General features: G+C 72.1%; 19 protein-coding genes. 8 read left to right on the forward strand and 11 right to left on the reverse strand.

Going from position 1 to position 24,881, the window contains the following annotated elements; genetic code table 11:
- The first annotated feature begins 63 nt into the window (after positions 1-63).
- Positions 64-1,278: an alpha/beta fold hydrolase gene (locus ACODT5_RS31530; protein ID WP_422522533.1), complete on the forward strand. Its 1,215-nt coding sequence runs from the start codon at positions 64-66 to the stop codon at positions 1,276-1,278.
- A gap of 143 nt (positions 1,279-1,421) precedes the next feature.
- On the opposite strand, the gene ACODT5_RS31535 is transcribed toward ACODT5_RS31530, so the two are convergent.
- Genes ACODT5_RS31535 through iolC form a run of 4 tightly spaced genes read right to left on the reverse strand, consistent with a single transcriptional unit; the run spans position 1,422 to position 6,802 of the window.
- Positions 1,422-2,921, reverse strand: coding sequence for a CoA-acylating methylmalonate-semialdehyde dehydrogenase (locus ACODT5_RS31535; RefSeq protein WP_422522534.1), 1,500 nt, complete (start codon positions 2,919-2,921; stop codon positions 1,422-1,424).
- An 11-nt stretch (positions 2,922-2,932) separates the two neighbouring features.
- Positions 2,933-4,813 carry a 3D-(3,5/4)-trihydroxycyclohexane-1,2-dione acylhydrolase (decyclizing) gene (gene iolD / locus ACODT5_RS31540; protein WP_422522535.1) on the reverse strand — a complete coding sequence of 627 codons (1,881 nt, stop codon included), beginning with the start codon at positions 4,811-4,813 and terminating at the stop codon, positions 2,933-2,935.
- A complete protein-coding gene (gene iolB, locus ACODT5_RS31545; RefSeq protein WP_422522536.1) occupies positions 4,810-5,832 on the reverse strand; it encodes a 5-deoxy-glucuronate isomerase in 1,023 nt (340 codons plus the stop codon). Before iolB ends, iolD begins: the two co-directional genes overlap by 4 nt.
- A complete protein-coding gene (gene iolC / locus ACODT5_RS31550; RefSeq protein WP_422522537.1) occupies positions 5,816-6,802 on the reverse strand; it encodes a 5-dehydro-2-deoxygluconokinase in 987 nt (328 codons plus the stop codon). The genes iolB and iolC overlap by 17 nt, the downstream gene beginning before the upstream one ends.
- A 66-nt stretch (positions 6,803-6,868) precedes the next feature.
- On the opposite strand from iolC, the gene ACODT5_RS31555 reads away from it, so the two are divergent.
- From ACODT5_RS31555 to ACODT5_RS31565, 3 genes are all read left to right on the forward strand, one after another.
- Complete coding sequence (locus tag ACODT5_RS31555) at positions 6,869-7,783, forward strand: sugar phosphate isomerase/epimerase family protein (RefSeq protein WP_422522538.1); 915 nt, start codon at positions 6,869-6,871, stop codon at positions 7,781-7,783.
- A gap of 43 nt (positions 7,784-7,826) precedes the next feature.
- Positions 7,827-8,840 carry a Gfo/Idh/MocA family protein gene (locus ACODT5_RS31560; RefSeq protein WP_422522539.1) on the forward strand — a complete coding sequence of 338 codons (1,014 nt, stop codon included), beginning with the start codon at positions 7,827-7,829 and terminating at the stop codon, positions 8,838-8,840.
- A gap of 432 nt (positions 8,841-9,272) precedes the next feature.
- Positions 9,273-9,473: a helix-turn-helix transcriptional regulator gene (locus tag ACODT5_RS31565; protein ID WP_030297784.1), complete on the forward strand. Its 201-nt coding sequence runs from the start codon at positions 9,273-9,275 to the stop codon at positions 9,471-9,473.
- Between the two features lie 44 nt (positions 9,474-9,517).
- On the opposite strand, the gene ACODT5_RS31570 is transcribed toward ACODT5_RS31565, so the two are convergent.
- Positions 9,518-11,770, reverse strand: coding sequence for an MMPL family transporter (locus ACODT5_RS31570; protein ID WP_422522540.1), 2,253 nt, complete (start codon positions 11,768-11,770; stop codon positions 9,518-9,520).
- Positions 11,771-11,911: 141 nt separating this feature from the next.
- On the opposite strand from ACODT5_RS31570, the gene ACODT5_RS31575 reads away from it, so the two are divergent.
- A complete protein-coding gene (locus tag ACODT5_RS31575; RefSeq protein ID WP_422522541.1) occupies positions 11,912-12,628 on the forward strand; it encodes a TetR/AcrR family transcriptional regulator in 717 nt (238 codons plus the stop codon).
- On the opposite strand, the gene ACODT5_RS31580 is transcribed toward ACODT5_RS31575, so the two are convergent.
- Positions 12,606-13,850, reverse strand: a complete 1,245-nt coding sequence (locus tag ACODT5_RS31580; RefSeq protein WP_422525099.1) for a cation:proton antiporter — start codon at positions 13,848-13,850, stop codon at positions 12,606-12,608. The genes ACODT5_RS31575 and ACODT5_RS31580 overlap by 23 nt on opposite strands.
- 175 nt (positions 13,851-14,025) lie before the next feature.
- Between ACODT5_RS31580 and ACODT5_RS31585 the strand changes: the two genes are divergently transcribed.
- Positions 14,026-14,259, forward strand: a complete 234-nt coding sequence (locus tag ACODT5_RS31585; protein WP_422522542.1) for a heavy-metal-associated domain-containing protein — start codon at positions 14,026-14,028, stop codon at positions 14,257-14,259.
- Between the two features lie 106 nt (positions 14,260-14,365).
- Complete coding sequence (locus ACODT5_RS31590; RefSeq protein ID WP_422522543.1) at positions 14,366-16,669, forward strand: heavy metal translocating P-type ATPase; 2,304 nt, start codon at positions 14,366-14,368, stop codon at positions 16,667-16,669.
- A gap of 327 nt (positions 16,670-16,996) precedes the next feature.
- On the opposite strand, the gene ACODT5_RS31595 is transcribed toward ACODT5_RS31590, so the two are convergent.
- Both ACODT5_RS31595 and recD2 read right to left on the reverse strand, forming a co-directional pair.
- A complete protein-coding gene (locus ACODT5_RS31595) occupies positions 16,997-18,286 on the reverse strand; it encodes a citrate synthase (protein WP_243335006.1) in 1,290 nt (429 codons plus the stop codon).
- A gap of 183 nt (positions 18,287-18,469) precedes the next feature.
- The gene (recD2, locus tag ACODT5_RS31600; protein ID WP_422522544.1) at positions 18,470-20,716 is read right to left on the reverse strand and encodes an SF1B family DNA helicase RecD2; all 2,247 of its coding nucleotides are present in this window, start codon (positions 20,714-20,716) and stop codon (positions 18,470-18,472) included.
- 308 nt (positions 20,717-21,024) lie between these two features.
- Between recD2 and ACODT5_RS31605 the strand changes: the two genes are divergently transcribed.
- A complete protein-coding gene (locus tag ACODT5_RS31605; RefSeq protein ID WP_422522545.1) occupies positions 21,025-21,624 on the forward strand; it encodes a DUF937 domain-containing protein in 600 nt (199 codons plus the stop codon).
- A gap of 107 nt (positions 21,625-21,731) precedes the next feature.
- On the opposite strand, the gene ACODT5_RS31610 is transcribed toward ACODT5_RS31605, so the two are convergent.
- The 3 genes from ACODT5_RS31610 to ACODT5_RS31620 form a co-directional block, all read right to left on the reverse strand.
- Complete coding sequence (locus ACODT5_RS31610) at positions 21,732-22,106, reverse strand: nuclear transport factor 2 family protein (RefSeq protein WP_422522546.1); 375 nt, start codon at positions 22,104-22,106, stop codon at positions 21,732-21,734.
- Positions 22,107-22,173: 67 nt separating this feature from the next.
- Positions 22,174-23,442 carry an aminotransferase-like domain-containing protein gene (locus ACODT5_RS31615; protein WP_422522547.1) on the reverse strand — a complete coding sequence of 423 codons (1,269 nt, stop codon included), beginning with the start codon at positions 23,440-23,442 and terminating at the stop codon, positions 22,174-22,176.
- Positions 23,439-24,779, reverse strand: coding sequence for an MFS transporter (locus tag ACODT5_RS31620; RefSeq protein ID WP_422522548.1), 1,341 nt, complete (start codon positions 24,777-24,779; stop codon positions 23,439-23,441). Before ACODT5_RS31620 ends, ACODT5_RS31615 begins: the two co-directional genes overlap by 4 nt.
- Positions 24,780-24,881: the final 102 nt, after the last annotated feature.

The raw sequence follows: 24,881 nt of genomic DNA on the forward strand, positions 1-24,881 counted from the left end.
TGTCCCCCAGGGGGCGGCATCCGGCCAACCCCGGTCAGGGGCAGGCGCCGGGAGGCACCACACATGGCACGACAGCACGGCGAAGCGGAGCCCGGCCGGCCCGCGCACGGAACCGTCCCCGCAGGCCGGCCCGCGGATCCCGCCGACGCGGGGGTCGGGCTGCTGACCCTCGTCGAACGGACGCTGGGCACCGGCACCGCGGTGTACGTCCCGGGGGACGGCTGGATCCGCCTCACGCTCCCGCTCGACGACGGCGGTCCGGCCCCCGTCACGGTGGACGTGATCGCGGACACCCGACGGGCCCCGCGCGGGATCGCGTACCTCCTGCCGGGCGCCGGACTGAACTTCGGCTCCGCCTTCTTCACCCCGTCCGACCTGAACCTCGCCCACCGGCTGCGCCGCGACGGCCTGCTCGTCGTCGGCGTCACCCCGCGCGAGGACGCCGCGACCGCCGAGGACATCGGCCCCGAGCAGGGGCTCGCGGCGCACCGCCGGGACCTGGCCGCGGTAGTGGAGGCGCTGGACGTGGCGCTCGGGCTGCCGTACCAGTACGTCGGCCACTCCGCCGGGGCCCTGCTCGGCCTGGACGCGGCCGCGCACGACGACTCGCCCCGCCTGACCCGGGTGGTGGCCCTGGACACGACCGGCCCCTACTCCGGTGACCTGGCCGTACGGGCCGCCCAGACCCGGGACGCGTACGAGGCCCGGCTCGCGGAGGGCGCGTACGCGGCCGATCCGGGCCTGGCGGCGCTGGTCGCCCGGGCCGTCACCGACCCGGCGGGCCCCTCGGAGGTCCCCTGGCCCCCGGACCCGGAGCTCCGCTTCACCCACGCCGGGCTCGCCCACTACGTGCTGGTCCGCACGACCCTGCTGCCCGGTCCGGCGGACTGGATCCACACCCAGGGCCACGCCGCGGGCTCGTACGCCTTCGGCGCCACCCCGGCCGGGGACCGCTTCGGCCTCACCCACACCCCGCTCGCCACCTGGCACGCGGCGGCCTCCGCCCTGGGCAGCGGGCTGATCCCGACCGCCCTGGCGCGGGACCTGGCCGCGGTCTGGGCGGGCGACGAGAAGACGTACGCGATCGACTGGGAGCGGATCTCCGCCGAAGTGGTGTGGATCAACACCGAGCTGGGCCGCGGCGACCACACGCGCGGCCCCCGGCTGATCCGGGCGGGCGGCAACCAGCACGTCCGCTACACCGTCGTCCCGGGCTACGGGCACGGCGACCCGCTCTGGTCGGACACGGCGTCGGCGGACGTCTGGTCGCTGATCTGAAGCCGTCCGGGAACGGGGCTCGGAACGGGGCTCGGAACAGGGCTCGGAACGGGGCTCGCCCCCCGCGGTGAGGGTTGCGGGGGGCGAGCGGTCCTACGAGGCGTGCGCCCGGCCGGGGCCGGGGCCGGGGCCGGGGACTCCCGTCAGTGGTTGCGCGGGAACCCGAGGTCCACGCCGGCCGGTGCGTCCGACGGGTCGGGCCAGCGGGTCGTGACGACCTTGCCCCGGGTGTAGAACTGGATGCCGTCGTTGCCGTAGATGTGAAGGTCGCCGAAGAGCGAGTCCTTCCAGCCACCGAAGGAGTGGTAGCCCACCGGCACCGGGATCGGCACGTTGACGCCGACCATGCCGGCCTCGATCTCCAGCTGGAAGCGGCGGGCGGCGCCGCCGTCGCGGGTGAAGATGGCGGTGCCGTTGCCGAACGGCGAGGCGTTCATGAGCGCCACGCCCTCCTCGTAGGTGTCCACGCGCAGCACGCACAGCACCGGGCCGAAGATCTCGTCGCGGTAGGCGTCGGAGTCGGTCTTGACGTTGTCCAGCAGCGAGAGGCCGATCCAGTGGCCGTTCTCGTTGCCCTCCACCGTGTAGCCGGTGCCGTCCAGGACCACGTCGGCGCCCTGAGCGGCCGCGCCCGTCACGTACGAGGCGACCTTGTCGCGGTGGGCGGCGGTGATCAGCGGGCCCATCTCGGAGGTCGGGTCGTTGCCGGGGCCGATCTTGATCTTCTCGGCGCGCTCGCGGATCTTGTCCACGAGGGTGTCGGCGATGGAGCCGACGGCCACGACCGCGGAGATGGCCATGCAGCGCTCGCCGGCCGAGCCGTAGGCGGCCGAGACCGCGGCGTCGGCGGCGGCGTCCAGGTCGGCGTCCGGCAGCACCAGCATGTGGTTCTTGGCGCCGCCCAGGGCCTGTACGCGCTTGCCGTTGGCGGAGGCGGTGGTGTGGATGTGGCGGGCGATCGGGGTCGAGCCCACGAAGGAGACGGCCGCGACGTCGGGGTGCGCGAGGAGCGCGTCGACGGCGACCTTGTCACCGTGGACCACGTTCAGCACGCCCGCCGGCAGACCGGCCTGGCTCGCCAGCTGCGCCAGCAGCGTGGAGGCCGAGGGGTCCTTCTCGCTCGGCTTGAGGATGAAGGTGTTGCCGCAGGCCACGGCCAGCGGGAACATCCACATCGGCACCATCGCCGGGAAGTTGAACGGGGTGATGCCCGCGACCACGCCGATCGGCTGGCGGATCGAGGAGACGTCCACGCGGCTGGACACCGAGGTGGACAGCTCGCCCTTGAGCTGCACGGTGATCCCGCAGGCCAGCTCGACGATCTCCAGGCCCCGGGCGACCTCGCCCAGCGCGTCGGAGTGCACCTTGCCGTGCTCGGCGACGATCAGGTCGGCGATCGCGTCGCGGTTGGCGTCCAGCAGGGCGCGGTAGGCGAACAGCACCTTGGTGCGGGCGGCCAGCGAGGACTGCCCCCAGGACAGGAACGCCTCCTTGGCGACCTGTACGGCCGCGTCGACCTCGTCGGCGGACGCGAGGGCGACCTGCGTGGTGACCTCGCCGGTGGCGGGGTCGGTGACCGGGCCGTAGTTGCCCGACGCGCCCTCGACGGTCTTGCCACCGATCCAGTGGTTGACGGTCTTCATGCCTAACTCCTTCACAGATGGCGACGTCGCTGCGCGGCTTGCCGGTCGTACTCTTCTCGGGCTCCGACCGCCGACGCACGGGTCGCGGTCTCGGCCACAGGGACATCCCACCACGCCTGTGCCGGGGGTGGGCCCGACACAGTGTCGGGTGTTCGGGTCGATGCGTAGACACATGTGGGACGGTCCGCCGCCCGCGCCTCGGCGAGGGCTTTGCGCAGGTCACCGATGGTGCGGGGCCTCAACACGGCCATCCCGAGGGAGGCCGCGTTGGCCGCCAGGTCCAGCGGCAGCGGCGCACCGCTGTACGAACCGTCCACCGCCCGGAAGCGGTAGGCGGTGGCGAACCCCTCGCCGCCCACCGCGTCCGACAAGCCCCCGATCGAGGCGTATCCGTGGTTGTCGAGGATCACCAGCCTGACCGGGATCCCCTCCTGTACGGCGGTGACGATCTCGGTCGGGTTCATCAGGTACGTCCCGTCGCCGACCAGCGCCCACACCGGCCGGCCGGGGGCGGCCAGCGCGGTGCCGATCGCGGCGGGGATCTCGTAGCCCATGCAGGAGTACCCGTATTCGACGTGGTACTGGTCCGCGGAGCGGGCCCGCCACAGCTTGTGCAGGTCCCCGGGGAGCGAACCGGCGGCATTGATCAGGATGTCGTCACCGTCGACGAGGCCGTCCAGCAGACCCAGCACCTGTGCCTGCGTCGGGACGGAGTCCTCGTCGGGAGCCGCGAAGGCCCCGTCGACCAGCCGCTCCCACGCCCTCTTCCCTTCTTTGTACGCCGCCTCGTACGAGGGGTCCACCCTGTACGGGGCGACCGCGGCCGCCAGTTCCTCCAGGCCCTCCCGCGCATCGCAGACCAGGGGGCGGGCGGCGAGTTTGTGGGCGTCGTACGGGTCGAGGTTGAGCCCGAGGAACCGCACGCCGGGGTGCCGGAACAGCGTCGCGGAGGCGGTGGTGAAATCGGTGAGCCGGGTCCCGGCGGCGATCACCAGATCGGCTTCCCGGGCCAGCGCGTCGGCGGTGGCCGTGCCGGTGTGCCCGATCCCGCCCACGTCGGCGGGGTGGTCCCAGGGCAGGGCCCCCTTGCCGGCCTGGGTGGAGGCGACGGGGATCCCGGTGGCCTCGGCGAACTCCGCCAGCGCCGCTCCCGCCGCGCTGTGCCGGATCCCGCCGCCGGCGATGATCAGCGGCCGCGCGGAGCCCCGTACGGCGCGGGCGGCCGCCGCCAGCTCGGTCCGGTCGGGCCGGGGCCGGCGTACACCCCACACCCGCTCGGCGAAGAACTCCTCCGGCCAGTCGTACGCCTCGGCCTGTACGTCCTGCGGCAGCGCGAGGGTGACGGCGCCGGTGCTCACGGGGTCGGTGAGGACCCGCACGGCCTGCAGTGCGGCGGGGATCAGCGCTTCGGGACGGGTGATGCGGTCGAAGTGGCGGGAGACGGGGCGCAGGGTGTCGTTGACGGAGACGTCACCCGCATGAGGCACCTCCAGCTGCTGGAGGACGGGGTCGGCCGGCCGGGTCGCGAAGGCGTCCCCGGGCAGGAGGAGCACCGGGATCCGGTTGATGGTGGCGAGGGCGGCCCCGGTGACGAGGTTGGTGGCGCCCGGCCCGATGGAGGTGGTGACGGCGTGCGCGGACAGCCGCCCGCTCTGCCGGGCGTACCCGACGGCGGCGTGCACCATCGCCTGCTCGTTGCGGCCCTGCAGGAACGGCATCTCCCCGCGGCCGGTCTCCAGCAGGGCCTGGCCGATCCCGGCGACGTTCCCGTGCCCGAAGATCCCCCAGGTGGCGGCGATCAGGCGGCGGCGGTGTCCGTCGCGCTCGGTGTACTGCCGGGAGAGGAAGCGGACGAGTGCCTGCGCGACGGTGAGCCGGACGGTCCGGGTCATGCGGGGTCCTCCGCTCGGTGGAAGGGGAGCCTTGGATCAATGTCTCGGCCGGTCCAGGTGGAGCGGATCCAGCCGTGATCGGGGTGGTCCCGGATGAGCCACTCCCTGGTCGCGCCGGGGCCCGCCATGACGTTGAGGTAGTACATGTCGTGGCCGGGCGCGGCCATGGAGGGGCCGTGCCAGCCGTCCGGGATGAGGACCGCGTCGCCGGTCCTCACCTCGGTGAGGATGTCGGTCTTCCCCGCCGGGGAGGGGCTGACACGCTGGTAGCCGAGGCCGGGTGTGTCCCCGTGCGGGGCGATCTCGTAGTAGTAGATCTCCTCCAGCCGGGATTCCACGCCGGGATGGTGCTCGTCGTGCTTGTGGGGCGGGTACGAGGACCAGTTGCCGCCGGGTGTGAGCACCTCCACGGCGATGAGCCGGTCGCAGTCGAAGACTCCGGCGGCGGCGAAGTTGTTGACCTGCCGGGAGCACTGTCCGGCTCCGCGGAGCTCTACGGGGACCTCGGCGGCGGGCCCGTACCGCGCGGGCAGCCGCTGCTCGCAGCGCGCGCCGGCCAGCGCGAAGCGGCCGCCGCCGGCCGACTGGATCTCGGCGTGGCCGTCCCGGGGGAGGTAGGCGAAGTCGGTGGGGCCGTCGAACACCCCGCGTCGCCCCCGCAGCCGCAAGACCTGCGGTCCGCTCCCGGGGCGCCGCTCCGGACCCCGCTCCTGGACAACTCCAGCCTCGCCGGCATTCGAGGCGCGGGGGTCCGGGGGCAGAGCCCCCGCCGGGTCCGGGGCGGAGCCCCGGTCCTTGAGCCCCGCCGGCGTTTGAGGCGCGGGGTCCGGGGCGGAGCCCCGGTTTCGGGAAGGGGCGGGGTGGGGGAACGGCTCCGCGCAGCGGACCTCGCAGCCGCCCGCCAGGGGGAGGACGATCCACTCCGACTCCCTGCACGGGTGCGCGTACACCTCCCCGGGTGCGAGGTCGAGCACGCGCAGCCCCGTCCACTCCATCGCCCACTCAGACACCACCGGCACGGCCGAGCACCTCCTCCACTTCCTCTCCGAACGGCATCGCCGTCGAGCACGCCAGCCGCGAGGCCACGATCGCCCCGGCCGCGTTCGCGTAGCCAATCACCCGCCTCAACTCCCATCCCGCGAGCAGCCCGTGGCACAGTGCCCCGCCGAAGGCGTCGCCCGCGCCGAGCCCGTTGACGACCGTCACCGGTACCGGAGGGAGCTCCGCCACCGTCCCGTCGCGGTGCACGGCCAGGACCCCCGCCGGGCCCCGCTTGACCACCGCCAGCTCGACGCCGGCCGCGAGCAGGGCCCGCGCGGCCGCGTACGGCTCGGTCTCGCCGGTGGCGATCGCGCACTCCTCGGCGTTGCCCACGGCCACCGTGGCGAGGGACAGCGCCCGGCGGTACCACTCCCCCGCCCCGCCGGCCCCGGCCCCGTCCCCCTCCCCGGAGGGCCACAGCATGGGCCGCCAGTCCAGGTCGAACACCGTCAACGGGCTCCTGCCGCGGGCCTCCAGCGCGGCCAGGGTGGCCGTCCGGCTCGGCTCCGCGCTGAGCCCCGTACCGGTCATCCAGAACACCCGCGCCGCCCGCACCGCGTCGAGGTCGAGCTCGTCCGCGCCGATCTCCAGGTCGGGCGCCTTCGGGTACCGGTAGAAGTACAGCGGGAAATCGTCCGGCGGGAAGATCTCGCAGAAGGTCACCGGCGTCGGATAGGCCGCCACCTCCCCGGCCCACCGGTCGTCCACCCCGAACCCGCGCAGCTCCGCCCGGAGATACGCGCCGAAGGGGTCCGCGCCGGTCCGGGTGATGACCGCCGTCCGCCGGCCCAGCCGGGCCGCCGCAACGGCGACGTTGGTCGGGGAACCGCCCAGGAACTTCCCGAAGGTGTCCGCCTCGCCGAGCGGTACGCCCGTCTTCAGGGGGTAGAGATCCACCCCGATCCGCCCCATCGTGATCAGGTCGAACGCCAACGGATCCGCAGCCATCACCACACCATTCCTCCCGACCGAGTGCTCCCCGTACCAAAGAGCCTCGCACCCTAAGGTGGCCGTATGACGTCCTCACCGCCCGCGTTGACCCGTATCCGCGTCGGTTCGGCTCCGGACTCCTGGGGTGTCTGGTTCCCCGACGATCCCCGGCAGACCCCGTGGGAGCGGTTCCTCGACGAGGTCGCCGAAGCCGGGTACGAGTGGATCGAGCTCGGCCCCTACGGCTATCTCCCCACCGATCCCGTCCGGCTCGCCGACGAGGTCGGGGCGCGCGGCCTGCGGGTCTCCGCGGGAACCGTCTTCACCGGACTCCATCACGGGCCCGCCGTGTGGGAGGAGACCTGGGAGCACGTGTCGCGGATCGCGGAGCTCACCCGGGCCATGGGTGCGGCGCACCTCGTCGTGATCCCCGCCTTCTGGCGGGACGACAAGACCGGCGAGGTGCTGGAGGACCGCACCCTCACCCCCGGGGCCTGGCGCGAACTGACCACGCAGACCGAGCGGCTGGGCAAGCGGGTCCAGGACGAGTACGGGCTGCGGATCGTCGTCCATCCGCACGCGGACACCCACATCGACACCCCTTCGAGCGTGGCGCGCTTCCTCGACGCCACCGATCCCGCGCTGGTCTCCCTCTGTCTGGACACCGGGCACTACGCGTACTGCGGCGGCGACAGCGTCCGGGCGATCGAGACCTTCGGCGAGCGGATCGGCTACCTCCACCTCAAGCAGGTCGATCCGCGAATCCTCGCCGAAGTCGTCCGGGACCAGGTCCCCTTCGGGCCGGCCGTGGCCCGCGGGGTGATGTGCGAGCCGCCTGCGGGGGTGCCCGCACTGGAACCGGTGCTGGCGGCCGCCGAGCGGCTCGGCGTGGACCTGTTCGCCATCGTGGAGCAGGACATGTACCCGTGCCCGCCCGACCGGCCGCTGCCGATCGCCCGCCGCACCCGCGCCCACCTGCGCTCCTGCGGCGCCCGCTGAACCGGATCCCCCGGCCGTACGCACCCTCGTGGAGGAACAGAACATGACCAGCACGCTCGGCATCGCCGTCATCGGTACCGGGAAGATGGGCTCCGACCACGTCCGCCGCTTCGGCCGGACGGTCGGCGGGGCCCGGGTGGTGGCGGTGGCCGACCCGGACGGGGACCGGGTCAAGGAGGTCGCGGCCGCTCTGGAAGGGGCGAGCGCGCACACCGATCCGGCGGCCGCGATAGCGGCGCCCGGGGTGGACGCCGTACTGATCGCCTCGCCCGGGCCCGCCCATGAGGAAGCGATCCTGCACGCGCTGGAGCGGCGGCTGCCGGTGCTCTGCGAGAAGCCGCTGACCCCCGATCCGGCGGGCGCCCTGCGGATCATGGAGGCGGAGGCGCGGCTGGGCCGCCGATTCGTCCAGGTCGGCTTCATGCGGCGCTACGACTCCGAGTACGCGCGGCTCAAGGAGCTGCTCGACGCGGGCGGCATCGGGCGGCCGCTGTTCCTGCACTGCCGGCACCGCAACGCCTCCTCCCCGTCCTTCTTCACCAGCGACATGCTGATCAGCGATTCGGTGGTGCACGAGGTGGACGCGGCCCGCTGGCTGCTGGGCCAGGAGATCACCGCGGTGACCGTGCTCTCCCCGACCCCCACCTCGGCCGCCCGCGAAGGGCTGCGCGACCCCCGGTTCGTCCTCATGGAGACCTCCGGAGGCGCCGTGGTCGACGTGGAGATCTTCGTCAACTGCGGCTTCGGCTACCAGGTGCAGTGCGAGGCGGTCGGCGAGTCCGGCACCGCCCGGATCGGCGACGGCCACGCGATGGTCGTGCAGTCGGAGGGCCGCTGGGGCGGGGAGATCGACCAGGACTTCACGGTGCGGTTCGCCGACGCCTACGACCGCCAGCTCCGCCACTGGGTCGCCGCGGCCGCGCTGGGCCGGGTGGACGGTCCCGACGCGTGGGACGGCTACGCGGCGGCGGCCGTCTCCGAGGCGGGCCTCACCGCGGCACGCAGCGGCGTACGGACCCAGGTGGAACTGGCCCAACGCCCGGCCCTCTACCGCTGATCCGCCCGCCCCGGCCCGCGCCGCACCCCTCGGCAGGCCCCCGGAGGAGGAGCATCATGGAGGGATGCCTGAGCTACCTCCCTCCGCGGCCCCGACCGCGATGCGGCTGCCCCGGTACACGAAGACGGAGCCCCCCTGGCCCCCGGGCCCGGTACGGCTGCTCTCCCTGCCCATGTGATGCGGCACCACACAGCACTCCGGGGATGCCGTTTCCCCCTGCATGCCGTGTGCCACCCGTGTCACGAGGGTCGCCCTTGTGTCACGCATGTCCGCATTACGCGGGTCTTCCGTCACAGCCGGACGACAGGCCCTCCCCTGGCCTCACCCTGCGTCGTTCCCCGGGCACAACCTGAGTGATCGTCAGTGTCCACGCGCCGGCTCCCCCGACGGCCTCCCGGCCGGCCCCGCGGCGTGGACAAGGAGGTGTCGAGGATGAGCGACCGACAGCTGTGGTCGTACAAGGAGATCGCCGCTCACATCCGGGTCCAGCCGGACACGGTGCGCTCCTACCGCAAGCACGGGCTGCTGCCCGCACCCGACCACGTGGAGGGTGGCAAGCCCTACTGGTACGCCGACACCATCCGCACCTGGGTGGCGCGCCGGCCCGGCAACCGCGGACGCCGCGAGGACTGACACGGCGTCCGGTCCAGGGACGGGACCCTCCCGGGCCCCGTCCGCTAGCGGCTCCCCGCGGGCACCGGCTCGGGCTCGGACCGCTCGGCGGCCGACGCCGGCGCCGGCTCCCCCTCGCTCAGCCCGAAGCGTTCGTGCAGTCTGCGCAGCGGCGCCGGCGCCCACCAGGTGGCCTTCCCGGTCAGCTTCATCACCGCCGGCACCAGCAGGCTCCGCACGACCATCGCGTCCATCAGCACGGCCAGTGCGATCCCCAGGCCGAGCATCTTGGTGTTGGTCACCCGCGAGCTGCCGATGGCGACCATCACCACCGCCAGGATCACGGCCGCCGCGGTGATCAGTCCTCCCGTGCGGGTCAGCCCGGCGCGCACCGCCCCCTCGTGGTCTCCGGTCCGGTCGTACTCCTCCTTGATCCGGGATATGAGGAACACCCCGTAGTCCATGGAGAGCCCGAAGGCGATGCAGAACATCAGCACGGGCAGGGTGGTCTCGATGTCTCCGGTGGAGGTGAAGGAGAGCAGCCCGGAGAGGTGGCCCTCCTGGAACACCCACACCACCGCCCCGAACATCGCGGTCAGGCTCAGCGCGTTGAGCAGCACCGCCTGGAGGGGTATCAGCAGGCTCCCGGTGAGCAGGAAGACCAGGAGCAGCGTGGCCAGCACCACGACGGCCAGGGCCAGGGGCAGTTCCTCGGCTATCGCGTCGCGGGCATCGACGAGCACTGCGGCCTGTCCGGTCACGGCGGTGTCGAAGGGCGCGTCCACCGCCCTGACCATGCCCACCAGATCCTGGGCCTGCTCTCCCACTTCCTCGCCTTCGGTGAGCACCGAGAAGTAGGCGTATCCGGTGCCGGCGGTGGAACTGACCGGCCCCTCCACCCCCAGCACTCCGGGCAGGGCTCCCACCCGCCGCTTGTAGGCGTCGAGATCGGCGGCGCCGGAGGCGCCCTCCGTCAGTACGGTGAGCGCTCCGCCGGGGCTGCCGGGGAAGCCTTCGCGGATGTGCTGCTGCACCACGTGCGATTCGGCGGTCGCCGGCAGCTGCCGGTCGTCCACGGTGCCGAACTTCACTCCGAGGAAGGGCAGTCCGAGCAGCAGCAGTCCGGCCGTGGTGGCCACGGCGAACACCGGGGCGCGGCGCATGACCAGGTCCGTGAGCCGGGCCCAGCCCCGCCCGCCCCCGGCCCGGCCCGGATCGCTCCCGGCCGGCCCGGCCCTGCGCCACAGCCGGCGCAGGTCGAAGGAGTTGACCCGCTCCCCCAGCAGCACCAGCGCCGCGGGCAGCAGGATGAGCGCGGCCGCCGCGGCGAGCAGGACCACCGCGACTCCGGCGTAGGCGAAGGAGCGCAGGAAGTACATCGGGAAGAAGAGCATGGCCGAGAGGGCGACGGCCACGGTCAGTGCCGAGAAGAGGACCGTCCGCCCGGCGGTGCGCAGGGTGACTCCGACGGCCGCCACCGGGTCGCGCCCGGCGGCGAGCTCCTCGCGGAACCTGCGCACGATGAACAGGGCGTAGTCGACGGCGAGTCCGAGCCCGAGGGCGGTGGTCAGGTTCTGCGCGAAGACGGAGACGTCGGTGATCTCGGTGAGCCCGCGCAGCACGGCATTGGTTCCGATGATGGCGACGATGCCGACACCGAGGGGCAGCAGGGCCGCGACGGCGCTGCCGAAGACGAGGACGAGCAGGACGAGCGTCACGGGCAGGGCGATCAGCTCGGCGAGCAGCAGGTCCTCCTGGATGGTGGAGGTCACCTCGCGCTGGACGGCGGCCGGCCCGCCGACGGTGACCTTCACCGGTCCGTGTTCGCCGCGGTAGCTCGGGACGATCCGGTCCAGGACGGCGTTGGCCGTCTTCTCGTCGCCCAGCACCCGGGCGGCTATCAGGGCCTGCCGGCCGTCCTGGGAGCGCAGGGTGGGCAGCCCGGTCCGCCAGTACGAGCCCACGCCGGTCACCCCCTGCTCGGCGGCGAGCCGGGCCGTCAGCCGCTCCGCCTCGGCGGCGACGGCGGGGTCGTCCACCCCGGCCGTCCCGGCGGCGGCACCCGCGTCGACGAGCAGCAGCAGGTTGGGCTGGGAGCCTGGGAACTCGCGCTCCAGCGCCTTGGTGGCGTAGGTGGAGCGGGCGCCCGGATCCTCCCAGCCCCCGCTTCCCAGCCGGTCGGCGACGCCTCCGCCGGCGAAGACGGCAAGGGCAGTGACCACGAGGGCGAGCAGCAGCGAGAGCCTCGGCCGTGTGGCGACGAACCCGGTCCACCGGCCGCCCTCCCCAGGCGACGGCGGTTTTTTGACTTCGGACATGTCTCGGTGTCCCCTTCACCGTGATTGCCAGGCCATTTAGACTGGCAAACACGAGCAGTCGCTCGCGTTCCTCAAGAATGCGAGCGATCTCTCGTGTTTGTCAATCACCCACGGGAAGCAACGGGAAGCAAGGGATTGGACATGCGGGAGACCTCTCGGACCAGGAGTGCGGACAAAGCGGGTGAATCGATCGCGGAGACCGCGCTGGGAGCAGCGACGGAGTCCGAACCGGCCCCCCGCCGCCGCCAGGCCCGCGGTGAGCGCCGGATCGCCCAGCTCCTGGCAGCCGCCGCCGGGGTGTTCTGCCGTACGGGTTACGCGGCGGCCAGCACCAACGCCATCGCCCGCGAGGCCGGCGTCTCCCCGGGCACGCTCTACCAGTTCTTCCCGAACAAGGAGGCCATCGCCGTCGAGCTGGGCGGCCACCTCCTCCAGCAGGCCCACGAGGCGCACGGCCGGGCCTTCCTCCCCGAGAACCTGGACCGGCCGCTGCCCGAGCTGCTCGACGCCGTCCTCGATCCGGTCATCGCCTTCAACTGCGAGAACCCGGCCTTCTGGGCCCTCATGCACGGCGCCGGCATCCCCGGCATCACCCAGGAACACGACGAGCTCCACGTCGGCATGCTCACCCGGGTCGAGGAGGTGCTGCGCGCCTGCGTCACGCCCGGCGACCCCGGCGCTCCCGCCACCGATGCGGAGCTCACCCACATCGCCCACATGGTGCTCGGGATCGTCAAGACCTCGCTCGAACTGATCCTGGCCAGCGAGGGCGCCGAGCGGGCCGCGTACGTCACGGAGCTGAAGACCGTCCTGTTCCGCTACCTGGACCCGATGTTCACCACGCTTCCTCCTCGCTGACCATCTTCCCGACGTCCCCGGGGCCGGCACCCGGGCCGGTGCCGGACCCGCCGCCGGATCCCGCCCGCAACCGCAGCCCCACCAGCGGGAAGACCAGTACGGACACCATCCCGGCCCCGACCAGGGCCGCCGCCTCCCCGGACTCCAGCTTCCCGGCCTGCACGCCCAGGGTGGTGATCGCCACCACCAGCGGCAGCGCCGTGGAGCCGAACAGCACCAGCGCCGACCGGTCCCGGCGGCCGAGGTCCCGGGGGGCCAGCAGCCACATCGGCAGCCCCCGCACCAGGAGGAAGAGCAGCAGGAACACCGGGAGCAGCACCAGCGCCCACCCGCCGCCGAGCAGGGCGGCGAGGTCGAACTCGATCCCGGTGACCACGAAGAACACCGGCACCAGGAAGCCGAATCCCATGGCCTCCACCTTCGACAGCACGGCCTCGCTGCTCTCCGGGGCGGCCCCGTGCAGCACGAGCCGGGTGATCAGCCCGGCGGCGAAGGCGCCGAGGAGGACGTCGAGGCCGAGCACCTCGGACAGCACCAGGAACGCCACGAGGATCAGCACCACCAGGCGCACCGCGAACTGCCCGCTGCTGTGCAGGGTCTTGGCGATGACCCGGGCGAACCACGGCGGCTTGGGCCGCATCGCCCAGAACACGGCGGCGGCCGTGAGCACCGCGAAGCCGATCAGCAGCGCCGCCGACTGCCCCGGCGCCCGGCCGCTGAGCAGCAGGGCCATCGCGATGATCGGCCCGAACTCGCCGACCGCGCCCATCGCCATCATCACCGTGCCGAACCGGCTCTGGAGGTCCCCCGAGTCCCGCAGGACCGGCAGGATCGTGCCGAGGGCGGTACTGGTGAGCGCGGTGCCGATGTAGACGCCCTTCTCGAATCCGCCGCCCGACAGCAGCAGGCCGAGCCCGAGCCCGAGCGCGAGGGCGGCCACCCAGGCCCACACCGACCGCTTCAGGGTGTCGCCCTTGACCTGGGCGAACTGGATCTCGTAGCCGGCCAGGAAGATCAGCATCGCGAGGCCGAGCTCGCTGAGCACGTCGATGACATCGGTGGAGTGTGCCCAGCCGAGGACGTCGGGCCCGACCACGACGCCCAGGACGATCTCGAAGATCACCAGCGGGACGGGAAGCCAGCGCGAAACCCCGTACGCGAGAAGGGGCGCGAGTACGGCGATCGACATGATCAGGATGAGAGTGGTCCCCGAGTGCGCCATGTGTGCCATTTACATACGCTTCGCGCGGATTGTCCACCGCAAAAGATCTCGTCGGATGCTCGCGTCGATACCCCCTAGGGGTATAGTCTCGAAGTGTCGGGATGAACGGTGGCCTCTCCACGAGCGATCCGCCGCCTTCCGGCCGCCCGGAAACGCCCTTGAAGAGGAGAACGACATGAGCGCCGACACGGACACCCAGACCACCACCGTCTACCGGGTGACCGGCATGACCTGTGGGCACTGCGAGGGCGCGGTGACCACCGAGCTCTCCTCCCTGGCGGGCGTCAGCTCGGTCAAGGCCGTCGCCGCGACCGGCGAGGTCACCGTGGTCTCGGCCGCCCCGCTCGACGAAGCGGCCGTACGCGCCGCCGTCGACGAGGCCGGCTACGAGTTCGCCGGCCAGGCCTGAGCACCCTCTCCTCCGCACGCATTCCTCAAGGCACAGCCCCGCCGGGCCGTACCGGCCAGCTCATACTGGTTCCGTACGGCCCGGCCCACCCCCTGGAGCCCGGATCATGAGCAGCAGCACCGTGCACGACGGACCCATAGCGGCGGCCGGCCCCGCCGAGTCCACGGCCGAGGCCGAGGTCGAGCTGACCATCGGCGGGATGACCTGCGCCTCCTGCGCGGCCCGCATCGAGAAGAAGCTGAACCGGATGGACGGGGTCACCGCCTCGGTGAACTACGCCACCGAGAAGGCCAAGGTCTCCTACGGCGCCGACGTGCAGGTCGCCGACCTCATCGCGACGGTCGTCAAGACCGGCTACACCGCCGAGGAGCCCCCGCCGCCGGAGCCCGCGCCCGAGACCGGATCCGAGGCTCAGGACGCCGCTCCCCCGGAGGCACGCGACCCCGAACTGGCCGCACTGCGCCAGCGCCTCCTGGTCTCCGTCGTGCTCTCGCTGCCCGTCGTCCTGCTCGCGATGGTCCCGGCCCTCCAGTTCGACAACTGGCAGTGGCTCTCGCTGACCCTCGCCTCCCCCGTCGTCGTCTGGGGCGCGCTCCCCTTCCACAAGGCCGCCTGGACCAACGCCCGGCACGGCGCCGCCACCATGGACACCCTGGTCTCGGTGGGGACCGGGGCCGCCTTCGCCTGGTCGCTGTGGGCCCTGTTCTTCGGCCACGCCGGCATGCCCGGCATGCGGCACGGCTTCGACTTGACCGTCTCCCGCACCGACGGCTCCTCGGCGATCTACCTGGAGGTGGCGGCCGGAGTCGTCAGCTTCATCCTGCTCGGCCGCTACCTGGAGGCCCGCTCGAAGCGGAAGGCCGGCGCGGCCCTCAAGGCCCTGATGCGGCTCGGCGCCAAGGACGTGGCGGTCCTGCGCGACGGCACCGAGGTGCGCATCCCCGTCAGCGCGCTCGCCGTGGGCGACCGCTTCCTCGTCCGGCCCGGCGAGAAGATCGCCACCGACGGCACGGTCGTCGAGGGCAGCTCCGCCGTGGACGCCGCCATGCTGACCGGCGAATCCGTCCCGGTCGAGGTCACCGTGGGCGACACCGTCACCGGAGCCACCGTGAACACCTCGGGCCGTCTCGTCGTCGAGGCCACCCGCGTCGGCTCGGACACCCAGCTCGCCCGGATGGCCAGGCTGGTCGAGGACGCGCAGAACGGCAAGGCCGAGGTGCAGCGCCTCGCCGACCGGATCTCCGGCGTCTTCGTCCCGGTCGTGCTCGTCCTCGCACTGGGCACCTGGGTCACCTGGCTGCTGATCACCGACGACCCGACGGCCGCCTTCACCGCCGCCGTCGCCGTCCTGATCATCGCCTGCCCCTGCGCCCTGGGCCTGGCCACTCCGACCGCGCTGATGGTCGGCACCGGCCGGGGCGCGCAGCTCGGCATCCTGATCAAGGGCCCCGAGGTACTGGAGTCCACCCGCCGCGTGGACACCGTCGTCCTGGACAAGACCGGCACCGTGACCACCGGCCGGATGACCCTGACCGCCGCCCACCCCGCCGAGGGCGTGGACCCGGCCGAACTGCTGCGCCTGGCCGGTTCGCTGGAGCACGCCTCCGAGCACCCGATCGCCCGGGCCGTCGCGACGGCCGCCGCGGACCTCGCCGGGGGCCTGTCCGTCCCCGAGGGCTTCGAGAACCACGGCGGGCTCGGCGTGCAGGGCGTGGTCGACGGGCACGCCGTCCTGGTGGGCCGCGAGAAGCTGCTCGCCGACTGGTCGATCGCGCTGCCCGCCGCCCTCGCCGAGGTCAAGGCCGCCGCCGAGGCCGAGGGTTCCACCGCCGTGCTGGTCGCCTGGGACGGGGAGGCCCGCGGGGTGCTGACCGTGGCCGACGCGGTCAAGGAGACCAGCGCCGAGGCCGTGTCCCGGCTGCGGGCCCTGGGCCTGACCCCGGTCCTGCTGACCGGCGACAACAGGGCCGTGGCGGAATCGGTGGCCCGCGCGGTGGGCATCGACGAGGTCATCGCCGAGGTCCTCCCGCAGGACAAGGTGGACGTCGTACGCCGGCTGCAGGCCGAGGGCCGTACGGTCGCCATGGTCGGCGACGGGGTCAACGACGCGGCCGCACTGGCCCAGGCCGACCTGGGACTGGCCATGGGCACCGGCACCGACGCCGCGATCGAGGCGAGCGATCTGACCCTCGTACGCGGCGACTTGCGGGTCGCGGCGGACGCGATCCGGCTCTCGCGCCGGACCCTGGCCACCATCAAGGGCAACCTCTTCTGGGCCTTCGGCTACAACGTCGCGGCGCTGCCGCTGGCGGCCGCCGGACTGCTCAACCCGATGATCGCGGGGGCCGCGATGGCCTTCTCCTCGGTCTTCGTGGTCACCAACAGCCTGCGGCTGCGCTCCTTCCGCTAGTGATCACCCTTCACGTCCCGCGCACATCACCTTCACGCGAGACGCAGATCACAGGGACCCCGACGTAACCTTCGGGTGACGCCGTGGGTCTAATGGGGCGATGCCGAAAACGTGTTGGGACGACTACACGACGACCACACGTTGCCCGGCACGCAGACACCCGGTCCGGGTCCCGTGGGGGGAATCCGTTCCGGGGTAAGGAAAGCGCCCCGACCTTCGACCCGTGGGGGGATCGATGGCGGGGCGCTTTTCCTGTACTACAAGCCCAACTACTGCGGGTTCTACGGGTACTGCGGGTACTGCGGGTACTGCGGCTCAACCCTCGGGTCAGCGGGACTCGACCGGAACGAAGTCGCGCAGGACCTCGCCGGTGTAGATCTGGCGCGGGCGGCCGATGCGGGAGCCGGGCTCCTTGATCATCTCGTGCCACTGGGCGATCCAGCCGGGCAGTCGGCCGATCGCGAAGAGCACGGTGAACATCTCGGTCGGGAAGCCCATGGCCCGGTAGATCAGGCCGGTGTAGAAGTCCACGTTCGGGTAGAGGTTGCGCTCGACGAAGTACTCGTCGGCCAGCGCGTGCTCTTCCAGCTTCAGGGCGATGTCGAGGAGCTCGTCGTCCTTGCCGAGCGCCGAGAGGACATCGTGCGCCGCCGCCTTGATGATCTTCGCCCGGGGGTCGAAGCTCTTGTAGACGCGGTGCCCGAAGCCCATCAGGCGGACGCCGTCTTCCTTGTTCTTCACCTTGCGGATGAAGGCGTCGACGTCGCCGCCGTCGTTCTTGATGCCCTCGAGCATCTCCAGAACCGACTGGTTGGCGCCACCGTGCAGCGGACCCCACAGGGCCGAGATGCCGGCGGAGATCGAGGCGAACATGTTCGCCTGCGAGGAGCCGACCAGACGCACGGTGGAGGTCGAGCAGTTCTGCTCGTGGTCCGCGTGCAGGATCAGCAGCTTGTCGAGCGCCGCGACCACGACCGGGTCCAGGTCGTACTCCTGGGCCGGCACGGAGAAGGTCATGCGCAGGAAGTTCTCGACGTAGCCGAGGTCGTTGCGCGGGTAGACCACCGGGTGGCCGACCGACTTCTTGTACGCGTAGGCCGCGATCGTCGGGAGCTTGGCCAGCAGCCGGATCGTCGAGAGGTTGCGCTGCTTCTCGTCGAACGGGTTGTGGCTGTCCTGGTAGAACGTCGACAGCGCGCTGACCACGGAGGACAGCATCGCCATCGGGTGCGCGTCACGCGGGAAGCCGTCGTAGAAGCGCTTGACGTCCTCGTGCAGCAGCGTGTGCTGGGTGATCTCGTTGCGGAACGACGCGAGCTGGTCGACGGTCGGCAGCTCCCCGTTGATCAGCAGGTACGCGACCTCGATGAAGGTCGAGCGCTCCGCCAGCTGCTCGATCGGGTAACCGCGGTAGCGCAGGATGCCCTGCTCACCGTCGAGATAAGTAATGGCGGACTTATAGGCGGCGGTGTTTCCGTAGCCGCTGTCCAGGGTGACCAGCCCGGTCTGAGCCCTGAGCTTCGAGATGTCGAAGCCCTGGTCACCGACGGTGCTCTCGACCACCGGGTAGGTGTATTCACCGTCCGCGTACCGCAGTACTACAGAGTTGTCGCTCACGTCATCCCTCACCGACGTAGTGCCTCTTCTTCGAGGTGCCCTGACTGCCTCTACCTTCCCCCATTTGGCGCAGGTGAGTGCACTCGGGGTCGAGCTTTGGTGTTTTCGACGGCACTCAGTGCCGCCAGCGTGCACATCCTGCCCCCTCCGGAACCGTTGTAGGAACCCCAAATGATCGATCATCTAGGTGATGTTTCCCACCGGTATCCGGCCGGACAGCCTGGGCGCGACGGCCGTGTACCTCCTGCCTGCGGAAACGGTACGCACCGCCTGACCCAGGGCTTTGCGGGACCCGACCAGGACGACCAATTTCTTCGCCCGGGTGACGGCCGTATACAGCAGGTTCCGCTGGAGCATCATCCAAGCGCCGGTCGTGACCGGGATCACGACGGCCGGATATTCACTCCCCTGGGAGCGGTGGATGGTGATGGCGTACGCGTGGGCCAGCTCGTCGAGCTCCGCGAACTCGTAGGCCACTTCCTCGTCTTCGTCCGTGCGCACCGTAAGCCGCTGTTCCTCCAGGTCAAGGCCTGTGACCACGCCGACCGTGCCGTTGAAGACCCCGTTCGCGCCCTTGTCGTAGTTGTTGCGGATCTGGGTGACCTTGTCGCCGACCCGGAAGACCCGGCCGCCGAACCGCTTCTCGGGCAGGCCCGGCCGGGCCGGGGTGATGGCCTGCTGGAGCAGCGCGTTGAGGTTTCCGGCGCCGGCCGGACCGCGGTGCATGGGGGCGAGCACCTGGATGTCCCGCCTCGGGTCGAGACCGAATCTGGCCGGAATACGACGGGCGGCGACGTCGACGGCGAGCTTTCCGGCCTCCTCGGTGTCCTCCTCGGGGAAGAGGAAGAAGTCGGGCAGCCCGTCGGTGATCGGCGGCAGGCCGGTGTTGATCCGGTGGGCGTTGGTGACCACTCCGGACTGCTGGGCCTGCCGGAAGATGGTGGTCAGCCGGACGGCCGGGACCGGCCCGCCCTCGGCGAGCAGATCGCGCAGCACCTCGCCGGCCCCGACCGAGGGCAGCTGGTCCACGTCCCCGACCAGCAGCAGGTGGGCACCGGGTGCCACGGCCTTGACCAGCTTGTTCGCCAGCAGCAGGTCGAGCATCGAGGCCTCGTCCACGACGACCAGGTCCGCGTCGAGCGGCCGTTCCCGGTCGTACGCCGCGTCACCGCCCGGTTTGAGCTCCAGGAGCCGGTGCACGGTGGAGGCCTCGGCCCCGGTGAGCTCGGCCAGCCGCTTCGCCGCCCGGCCGGTGGGGGCGGCGAGGACGACCTTGGCCTTCTTGGCCCGGGCCAGCTCCACGATCGAGCGGACGGTGAAGGACTTCCCGCAGCCGGGCCCGCCGGTGAGGACCGCGACCCGGCGGGTGAGGGCGAGCCGGACCGCGTCCCGCTGCGCGGGGGCCAGCGTGGCTCCGGTCCGGCCGGCGAGCCAGCCCAGGGCCTTGTCCCAGTCCACGTCCCGGAAGGCGGGCAGCCGGTCCTCGTCCGCGTTCAGGAGGCGGCGCACCTGACCGGCCAGGGACAGCTCGGCGCGGTGGAACGGCACCAGGTACACGGCGGTGAGGGGGTCCGGGCCGCCCTGCGGGTCCGGCACGGATTCCCGTACGACCCCTTCCGGATCGGCGGCGAGCTCGGCCAGGCAGTCGATGACCAGCCCGGTGTCCACCTGGAGCAGCTTGACCCCGTCGGCGATGAGCCGCTCCTGCGGCAGGAAGCAGTGCCCCTGGTCGGCGGACTGGGACAGGGCGTACTGGAGCCCGGCCTTGACCCGCTCCGGACTGTCGTGCGGGATCCCGACGGCCTGCGCGATGCGGTCGGCGGTGAGGAAGCCGATGCCCCAGACGTCGGCGGCGAGCCGGTACGGCTGGTTCTTGACCACCGAGATGGAGGCGTCGGCGTACTTCTTGTAGATGCGCACGGCGATGGAGGTGGAGACGCCGACCCCCTGGAGGAAGACCATGACCTCCTTGATCGCCTTCTGTTCCTCCCAGGCCGCGCCGATCAGCCGGGTGCGCTTGGGGCCGAGGCCGGGCACTTCGATCAGCCGCTTCGGCTGCTCCTCGATGACGTCGAGGGTGTCGAGGCCGAAGTGCTCCACGATCCGGTCGGCGATCTTCGGGCCGATGCCCTTGATCAGGCCGGAGCCGAGGTAGCGCCGGATGCCCTGGATGGTCGCGGGCAGCAGCGTCGTGTAGTTCTCCACGGCGAACTGGCGGCCGTACTGGGGGTGCGAGCCCCAACGGCCCTCCATGCGCAGCGACTCGCCCGGCTGGGCCCCGAGGAGGGATCCGACGACCGTGAGCAGGTCACCTGCGCCACGGCCGGTATCCACCCGGGCGATCGTGTATCCGCTCTCCTCGTTGGCGTAGGTGATGCGCTCCAGCACCCCCTCGACCACCGCCGGCGCCACGGCCGCGTTCGTCGTCATGGCCCGAAGCTACAGCCCGGGTGCGACAGGCCTGCCGGGCCTGTGGAAAAAAGCCGGCCGCCCGGAAGCCGCGAGCGGACAACCAGAAGGGGGTCCCGCCTTTCGGCCGGACCCCCTCACGGTTACCCCTCCCTCGTCGGACTTCCCGATCCCCCCGGATCCCCCCCGGAAGTCCCGACGCAACATACGACCCACGACCCCTGCCCGTGGTTGCACGCGAATTCGGAACTTTACCTTTCCATTACCAAAGGGGGTTCCGAACGCCATCCGAGGTGCCGCCGAATCGCCACAGAAGTAGCGTTTCAGACATGAGCGAACCTTCCTTCCAGGACGACGTGCTGACCGAACTCGGCGACGACCGGCTGACCGAGATCGCCGGCCTCCTCGGCACCGACACGAACGGCGCCCGTGACACCGTCGCGACGACGGTCGGGGCGATGACCGGCGACCTCCAGCAGAAGGCCGACGCCGATGACGACGACGGCAACGAGGTCCGCCAGGCCTTCGCCGAGGTCACCCAGGCCCCGCTGGAAGGCGTGGCCACCCTCGGCGGCGGCCTGGGCGGCATGCTCAGCGGCGGAATGATGGCCGGGGTGCTCGCCAAGGTGAGCAAGCCCGTGGCCAATGCCGTCTCGAAGAAGACCGGCATCCCCGCGCCCACCGTCGCCCGGGTCATCGAGCTGCTGATCCCGGTCCTGCTGGCGGTCTTCGCCAAGCGCGCGGCCTCCGGGAAGGGCGGCGGAGCCGGAGCCCCGGCGGCGGCCGGCGGCGAGTCCCCGATCCCGTCGCCGGGAGCGGTACCGGGAGCGGCGGGCGCCGCTCCCGCGGGTCCGGCGGGCGGGGCTCCGGCAGGCGGCGGCAGCCTCGGCGACCTCCTCGGCCAGATCCTCGGCGGCGGAAAGAAGTAGCGAGCAGGAGCGCGGGGGGCGCGCGAAGGGAACGCTCCTCACCCGTTCGGACGAATCGGTCCCGGGCCGGGTCCGGACCGCACAGGCGGTCCGGACCCGGCCCGCGGTCAGATCGCCGGGCGGTAGAAGAAGGTCTTGCGGCGCTCGATCCTGCCGTCGCGCACGAGGTAGGTGTCGGCGAAGGCCTCGTCCAGGGCCTTGCCGTCCTTGTCGGCGCCCTGGAAGCGCCCCCAGCAGGCGGCCGCGGCCAGGCCGCCGGTCACCTGGCTCACCTCGTGGGCCCCCGAGGTGATGATCCGTTCGTGCTCGTAGAACCGGCGGATCCGGTCGAGCCCCTCCAGCGCCGGGTAGCCCGGCCGTTCGTACACGGCGTCCGGCGCGAAGACCTCGCCGAGCCGGTCCCACGAGCGGGAGTCGATCACCTGGAACAGCCGGGCCACCAGGGATTCGGCGGTCACCGGTGCGGGCGACGTCGTTGTCACGGCCTTGCTCCTTAAGGGTGTGGACGAAAAACGTGCGGACGGAGAACGGAAGGCTGAAGGGCTCCGGTCACGGCCCGTCGGCGAGGGCCTTCTCCCAGGCAGCGGACAGCCGCGAAACCCCTTCCCGGCGCTGCGCGCCGTCCAGGGAGGCGAAGGACAGCCGCAGGACCCGCGAGCCGTCCTCTTCTATGCAGAAGGGCGTGCCGGGCACGATGGCCACCCCCTGCGCCAGCGCGTGCGCGTACAGCGCGTCCGAGCCCACCCGGGGGTCGGTCAGCCGGCACCAGAAGAAGAGCCCGCCGCGCGGCCGCTCGAAGTCCAGCCAGGGCAGCCGCTCGCGCAGCAGCGTCTCCATGGCGCGGGCCCGGCCGCCGTACAGCGTGCGCAGGCCCGCCAGATGGGCCGGCAGGAACTCCGGGTCCCCCAGCAGATCGGCGAGGAGGTACTGGCCGAAGGTGTTGGTCTGCAGGTCCCCGCACTGCTTGGCGGCGACCAGCTCCCCGATCAGCTCGGCCGGGGCGACCAGGCCGGCCACCCGCAGTCCCGGGCAGACCGTCTTGGAGAGGCTCATGAGCCGGACCACCCGCCCGCTGTGGACGTCGGTGGACGGCAGCCGGCTCCCCTCGTAGGCCAGGTCCCCGTACGGATCGTCCTCGACGACGAGGAAGCCGAACCGCTCGGCCAGCGCGGCCAGGTGGCGGCGCCGCTCCTCGGAGAGCACGGCTCCGGTGGGGTTGTGGAAGTGCGGTACGACGTAGACCAGCTTGGGCCGGGCCCCGGCGAGGAGGCGCTGCTCCAGTACGTCGGTGCGCATCCCCTCCGCGTCGCCGGGCACCGGCAGCAGCCGGGCGCCGGCCCGCCGGAAGACCTGTACGGCGCCCAGGTAGCTCGGGTCGTCCAGGGCCACCTCGTCGCCCTCGTCCACGAGGGTCTGGGCGACGAGGTCCAGGCCCTGCTGGCTGCCCGCGGTGACCATCACCCGGTCGGGGCCGACGGGGGCCCCGGTCGCGCTCGCCCGGGCGGCGATCACCTCGCGCATCGGCGCGATGCCGTCCGTGGGGGCGTACTGGAGCGCCCGTACGGCCGACCCGCCCGACCCGGCGAACAGCCGGTCGGTGGCCTCGGCGAGCCGGGTCACGGGGAAGCTGTCCGGGGCCGGGATCCCGCCGGCCATCGAGAGCACCCCGGGGGCGGCGGCCGCCGCCAGGATCCGGCTCACCGCGTCCGAGCGGCCCCAGCCGGTCCGGCGGGCGAGCAGCTTTTCGATGCCGGGGGCTTCGATGCCGCGGGAGGCCTCCGTGCCCTGGGGAGCCGCGGGTTGCTGCGCTGCGCTCACCTCGCGTCCGCCTTCCGCGGCTCGGCGACGATCTGGGGCGGGAAGTCCTTCAGGCGCCACACCGGCGATTTCAGGACGACCAGGACCGCGGTCAGGAAGAGCGCGGCCGTGACGAAGAGCGTTTCCCGCAGCCCGATGAGGTCGCCGAGCCAGCCGCCCAGCAGGGCGCCGAGCGGGAGCGTGCCCCAGGAGACGAAGCGGTACCCGGCGTTCATCCGGCCCAGGAGGTGGTCCGGGGTCATGGACTGGCGCAGGCTGATGATGTGGATGTTGGCCATGGTGCCGCCGGCCCCGATCAGGCCGAAGGCGGCGACGAACAGGGCCAGCGAGAGCGCCCCGCCGTCCGCCGGAGCGGCCGGGATGGCCACCGGGGCCAGGCAGCACAGCAGCAGCGCCGCCAGGATGGCCGGTCCGAGCCCGGTCTTCCGCTTGAGCCACTGGGCGAGCATCGAGCCGACCAGCGAGCCCACCGCACCCGTGCCCAGCAGCAGGCCGATGCCACCGGGCGAGATGCCGAGCGTGCGGGCCGCGTAGAGCACGAAGACCGTCTGGAGGGACATCCAGCACAGGTTGTACAGCCCGGACTGGAGGGCGCAGGCGCGCAGGTGGGCGCTGTCCCAGATGATCCGGATGCCCTCGGCGATGCTGGTCCGGATCCCGGTGCGCTCCTGCTGGGGCACCGGCTCCGGCTCGACGCGCCGTACGGCGAGCAGCGTCAGCACGGAGACGAGGTACGAGGCCCCGTTGATCAGCAGCGCGTAGGGGGCGGTGACCCAGCCGATGAGCAGACCGGCGAGGCCCGGCCCGCCGATCTGGGCCAGCGAACTGGTGCCCTGGAGCTTGCTGTTGCCCTCCACCAGGTGTTCCTTGCCGACCAGGGTCGGCAGGTACGACTGGTAGGAGACGTCGAAGACCACCGTGAGGGTGCCCACGAGCAGCGCGGCGACGTACACGTACTCGATGCGCAGCAGGTCGAGCACGGCCAGCAGCGGCACCGCGCTGACCAGCAGCGCACGCCCCACGTTGGCCATGATCATCAGGGGCCTGCGCCGCACCCGGTCGACCCAGACGCCGACCAGGAGGGTGACCATCAGGAACGGGGCGTAGGAGGCCGCGTTGACGAAGCCCACCTGGGAGGAGCTGGCGTCGAGCGTCAGCACCGCGGTGAGCGGCAGCGCCAGGGTCGTGACCTGGGCCCCGACCTGCGAGATCGCCTCCCCGGACCAGAACTTGAGGAACTCCGGGTCCCGCCAGAGCGTGGCGGGGGCGGCGGTGGCCGCAGGCGGCGCCACCGTCTCCTCCACCGGCTCGGCGGCCCCGTTCCCGATGTCGGTCACTTGGTCTCTCCCAGGACGCCCTGGGCTTCGGCCAGGGGAAGAATGGGTCGTTGACACGGAGCCGCGAAGCGACTGAGCGCGCTGCACATCTGTTGCGACCTG

It is taken from the genome of Streptomyces tatrensis (genome assembly GCF_049310065.1).
GTDB lineage: Bacteria > Actinomycetota > Actinomycetes > Streptomycetales > Streptomycetaceae > Streptomyces.

What these genes read in the sequence shown, in the direction of transcription:
- ACODT5_RS31530 (WP_422522533.1), top strand. Translation starts at nt 64, where the DNA reads ATGGCACGACAGCACGGCGAAGCGGAGCCCGGCCGGCCCGCGCACGGA.
- ACODT5_RS31535 (WP_422522534.1), bottom strand. Translation starts at nt 2,921, where the DNA reads ATGAAGACCGTCAACCACTGGATCGGTGGCAAGACCGTCGAGGGCGCG.
- iolD (WP_422522535.1), bottom strand. Translation starts at nt 4,813, where the DNA reads ATGACCCGGACCGTCCGGCTCACCGTCGCGCAGGCACTCGTCCGCTTC.
- iolC (WP_422522537.1), bottom strand. Translation starts at nt 6,802, where the DNA reads ATGGCTGCGGATCCGTTGGCGTTCGACCTGATCACGATGGGGCGGATC.
- ACODT5_RS31555 (WP_422522538.1), top strand. Translation starts at nt 6,869, where the DNA reads ATGACGTCCTCACCGCCCGCGTTGACCCGTATCCGCGTCGGTTCGGCT.
- ACODT5_RS31560 (WP_422522539.1), top strand. Translation starts at nt 7,827, where the DNA reads ATGACCAGCACGCTCGGCATCGCCGTCATCGGTACCGGGAAGATGGGC.
- ACODT5_RS31565 (WP_030297784.1), top strand. Translation starts at nt 9,273, where the DNA reads ATGAGCGACCGACAGCTGTGGTCGTACAAGGAGATCGCCGCTCACATC.
- ACODT5_RS31570 (WP_422522540.1), bottom strand. Translation starts at nt 11,770, where the DNA reads ATGTCCGAAGTCAAAAAACCGCCGTCGCCTGGGGAGGGCGGCCGGTGG.
- ACODT5_RS31575 (WP_422522541.1), top strand. Translation starts at nt 11,912, where the DNA reads ATGCGGGAGACCTCTCGGACCAGGAGTGCGGACAAAGCGGGTGAATCG.
- ACODT5_RS31580 (WP_422525099.1), bottom strand. Translation starts at nt 13,850, where the DNA reads ATGGCGCACTCGGGGACCACTCTCATCCTGATCATGTCGATCGCCGTA.
- ACODT5_RS31585 (WP_422522542.1), top strand. Translation starts at nt 14,026, where the DNA reads ATGAGCGCCGACACGGACACCCAGACCACCACCGTCTACCGGGTGACC.
- ACODT5_RS31590 (WP_422522543.1), top strand. Translation starts at nt 14,366, where the DNA reads ATGAGCAGCAGCACCGTGCACGACGGACCCATAGCGGCGGCCGGCCCC.
- recD2 (WP_422522544.1), bottom strand. Translation starts at nt 20,716, where the DNA reads ATGACGACGAACGCGGCCGTGGCGCCGGCGGTGGTCGAGGGGGTGCTG.
- ACODT5_RS31605 (WP_422522545.1), top strand. Translation starts at nt 21,025, where the DNA reads ATGAGCGAACCTTCCTTCCAGGACGACGTGCTGACCGAACTCGGCGAC.